3 protein-coding genes and 1 pseudogene are annotated in these 3,109 nt (G+C 70.7%); all 4 read left to right on the top strand.

Features of this window, described 5'->3' with window-relative positions:
* The coding region (locus tag G6022_RS14950; RefSeq protein WP_182691881.1) for an SDR family oxidoreductase at positions 1-654 on the top strand (654 nt) is incomplete at its 5' end.
* 115 nt (positions 655-769) lie between these two features.
* The gene (locus G6022_RS14955; RefSeq protein WP_182638412.1) at positions 770-1,717 is read left to right on the top strand and encodes an enoyl-CoA hydratase; all 948 of its coding nucleotides are present in this window, start codon (positions 770-772) and stop codon (positions 1,715-1,717) included.
* Positions 1,718-1,721: 4 nt separating this feature from the next.
* Positions 1,722-2,891: an acyl-CoA dehydrogenase family protein gene (locus tag G6022_RS14960; RefSeq protein WP_182638413.1), complete on the top strand. Its 1,170-nt coding sequence runs from the start codon at positions 1,722-1,724 to the stop codon at positions 2,889-2,891.
* A gap of 16 nt (positions 2,892-2,907) precedes the next feature.
* A pseudogene (locus G6022_RS14965) lies at positions 2,908-3,109 on the top strand (acyl-CoA dehydrogenase); the annotation flags it as partial.

Here is a 3,109-nt window from a genome sequence, read left to right on the forward strand (position 1 = left end):
TCCGGGGCCACCGGCCCGGGTGACCACACCGAGGCCGCCCGACGAGGCGTGGAGTGCGTGAGACTGGCCCCGGGACGCGACGGGACCGACGACGACGAGGTGGCGGCCTCGATCGATCAGATCGCCTCCCGGTACGGCGGGATCGCCGTCCTCGCCCACTGCGCCGGCCCGCACGTGCCCATGGTCCACCTGTCCCGGACCAGCCCGGCCGAGCTGCGCGCCCAGCTGGACGCGGACGCCGCCGGGTTCTTCGCGATCGTGCACCCGGCGCTGCCGCATGTGCGCGCGGTGGGCGGCACCGTCGTCGTCGTCACCACCGCCGCCACCACCCGCTACCCGGTCCGGGACGGCCTGTCCGCGGTCCCCAAGAGCGCGGTCGAGCAGCTGGTGCGGGGCCTGGCGGCGGAGGAGGGCCGGTTCGGGGTCCGTGTGAACTGCGTGGGCCCGGGGATGCTCACCGACGGGATGTCCGAGAGGCTCATCTCCTCCGGCGACCTCGACGACCGCGCACTCGAGGTCACCCGCCGCAACATCCCGCTGCGACGGTTCGGGACCGCGGTGGACGTCGCCGAGGCCGTGGCGTTCCTCGCCTCCGACCGGGCGGGCTTCATCTCCGGCCAGAAACTCGACGTCGACGGTGGTTACGGCGTCTGAACGGCGGAGGCGACGGCGTCTGGACGACGGTGGTGACGGCGTCTGAATCCGATCCGGCGAGCGGGTCCGGTACAGTACCAACCAAGCACTTGCTAGGTAAGGAGATCCCCAGCTCATGACCGACGCACCCATCCCCCCGGTCCTCGGTGTCGACGACCTCGGCCCGGACACGCAGCCGGTCGCCTACGAGGTCACGGGCGGCACCGCCTACGTCACGCTCAACCGCCCCGACTTCCGCAACGCGCAGAACTCGGTCATGACGTACTCGCTGGACAACGCCTTCATCAGGGCCGTGGAGGACGACGCGGTCAAGGTGATCGTCCTGCGGGCCAACGGCAAGCACTTCTCGGCCGGCCACGACATCGGCACCACCGAGCGCGACCACCACGTGGAGTACCCCAACCGCGCCTCGATCTGGTGGGACCACACCACCCGCGGCGGCGGCGACCGGCGGCTGGCCCGCGAGACCGAGGTCTACGTCCAGATGTGTCGCCGCTGGCGCGAGATCCCCAAGCCGATGATCGCCCAGGTGCACGGCGCGTGCATCGCCGGCGGCCTGATGCTGGCGTGGATCTGCGACTTCATCGTGGCCTCCGACGACGCGTTCTTCTCCGACCCGGTGGTCAAGATGGGGATCCCCGGTGTCGAGTACTTCGCCCACGCCTTCGTCCTGGGCCCCCGCCGTGCCAAGGAGATCCTCTACACCGGTCGCAGATTCGGTGCGGCCGAGGCGCTGGACTGGGGCATGCTCAACCACGTCGTGCCGCGCGAGGAGCTGCAGGCGAAGGTCGACGAGATCGCCGGTGAGATCGCCGCAATGCCCGCCTTCGGCCTGACCCTGGCCAAGAAGGTCATCAATTCGAACGAGGACCAGATGGGCCTGCAGACCTCGCTGGACACGGCGTTCGGCTGGCACATGTTCGCCCACTCGGCCAACGCGGAGCCCGACGACACCGACTCGTTCTCCGCCTCCCTCGGCGGGATGGACGCGCGCTCGATGCGCGACAGCGCCAACACGGGTTCGACCGGCGGCCCCGCCCCGACCGGCGAGCGGAAGGGCTGACGCCGTGGATCTGGATCTGGACGCCTCGACACAGGAGTTCCGCCTCGAGGTGCGCGACTGGCTCGCCGAGAACGTGCCGTCCGAGCCGCTCCCACACATGGACACCCGCGAGGGCTTCGAGGCCCACCGCGAGTGGGAGCGCAAGATGGCCGACGCCCGCATGTCGGTCGTGTCGTGGCCCGAGGAGTTCGGCGGCCGCGACTGCGGACTGGTCAACTGGGTGGTCTTCGAGGAGGAGTACTTCCGCGCGGGCGCACCCCTGCGGGTGAGCCAGAACGGCATCTTCCTGCTCGCACCGACCCTGTTCGATCACGCGACCCCCGAGCAGTTGGCGCACATCATGCCGCGCATGGCCCGCGCCGACGACATCTGGGCGCAGGCCTGGTCCGAGCCGGAGGCGGGGTCCGACCTGGCGTCGCTGCGCTCGACGGCTACGCGTGTGGACGGCGGCTGGCTGCTCAGCGGCCAGAAGGTGTGGTCCACCCGCGCCTCGTTCGCCGACAAGGGTTTCGGGCTGTTCCGCACCGACCCGGACGAGCCCCGCCACAAGGGCCTGACCTACTTCATGTTCGACCTGCGGGCCGAGGGCGTCACCGTGCGTCCGATCGACCAGCTCGACGGCCTGCCCGGCTTCGCCGAGCTGTTCCTCGAGAACGTCTTCGTCGCGGATGATCCCGCCGACCCCGCCTCCTCCGGCGTGATCGGGGAGGTCAACCAGGGCTGGAAGGTGGCGATGTCCACCGCCAACAACGAGCGCGGCCTCTCCCTGCGCTCGCCCGGCCGGTTTCTCGCCACCACCGACCGACTGCTCGAGCTGTGGGGCTCCCACCGGGCGGACCTCGACGACCGCACCCGCGGCGCCCTCGCCGACCGGGTGGTCGACGCGTGGATCGGCTCGCGCGCCTACGAGCTGAGCACCTGGAACACGGTCACCACGCTCACCGGCGGCGCCAACCTGGGCTTCGAGTCCTCGATCAACAAGGTCTTCTGGTCGGACTGGGACATCGCCACCCACGAGACCGCCCTGGACCTGCTCGGCACGGCCGGCGAACTCGCCGGGGAGCAGTGGATGGACGGATACCTGTTCGCCCTCGCCGGGCCGATCTACGCCGGCACCAACGAGGTCCAGAAGAACATCATCGCCGAGCGCCTCCTCGGCCTTCCGCGCGGCTGACGGGACACGGAGCACCATGAGATTCGCACTCGACCCCGAGATCACCGACTTCGCGGCGAGCATCGACTCGCTGCTGACACGGTCCGACATGCCGTCGGTCATCCGCGCCTGGAGCGCGGGTGACACCGGCCCCGGCACCGCCGTGTGGGGCAGGGTCGCCGAGACCGGCGCCGCGGCCCTGCTCATCGACGAGGACGCCGGCGGGGCCGGGGCCACCG

It is taken from the genome of Dietzia sp. Cai40, from assembly GCF_014145165.1.
In the GTDB taxonomy this organism is placed as follows: Bacteria; Actinomycetota; Actinomycetes; order Mycobacteriales; family Mycobacteriaceae; genus Dietzia; species Dietzia natronolimnaea.

Bases quoted from the DNA above. Each gene is read 5' to 3' on its own strand.
- G6022_RS14955 (WP_182638412.1), top strand. From the start codon at position 770: ATGACCGACGCACCCATCCCCCCGGTCCTCGGTGTCGACGACCTCGGC.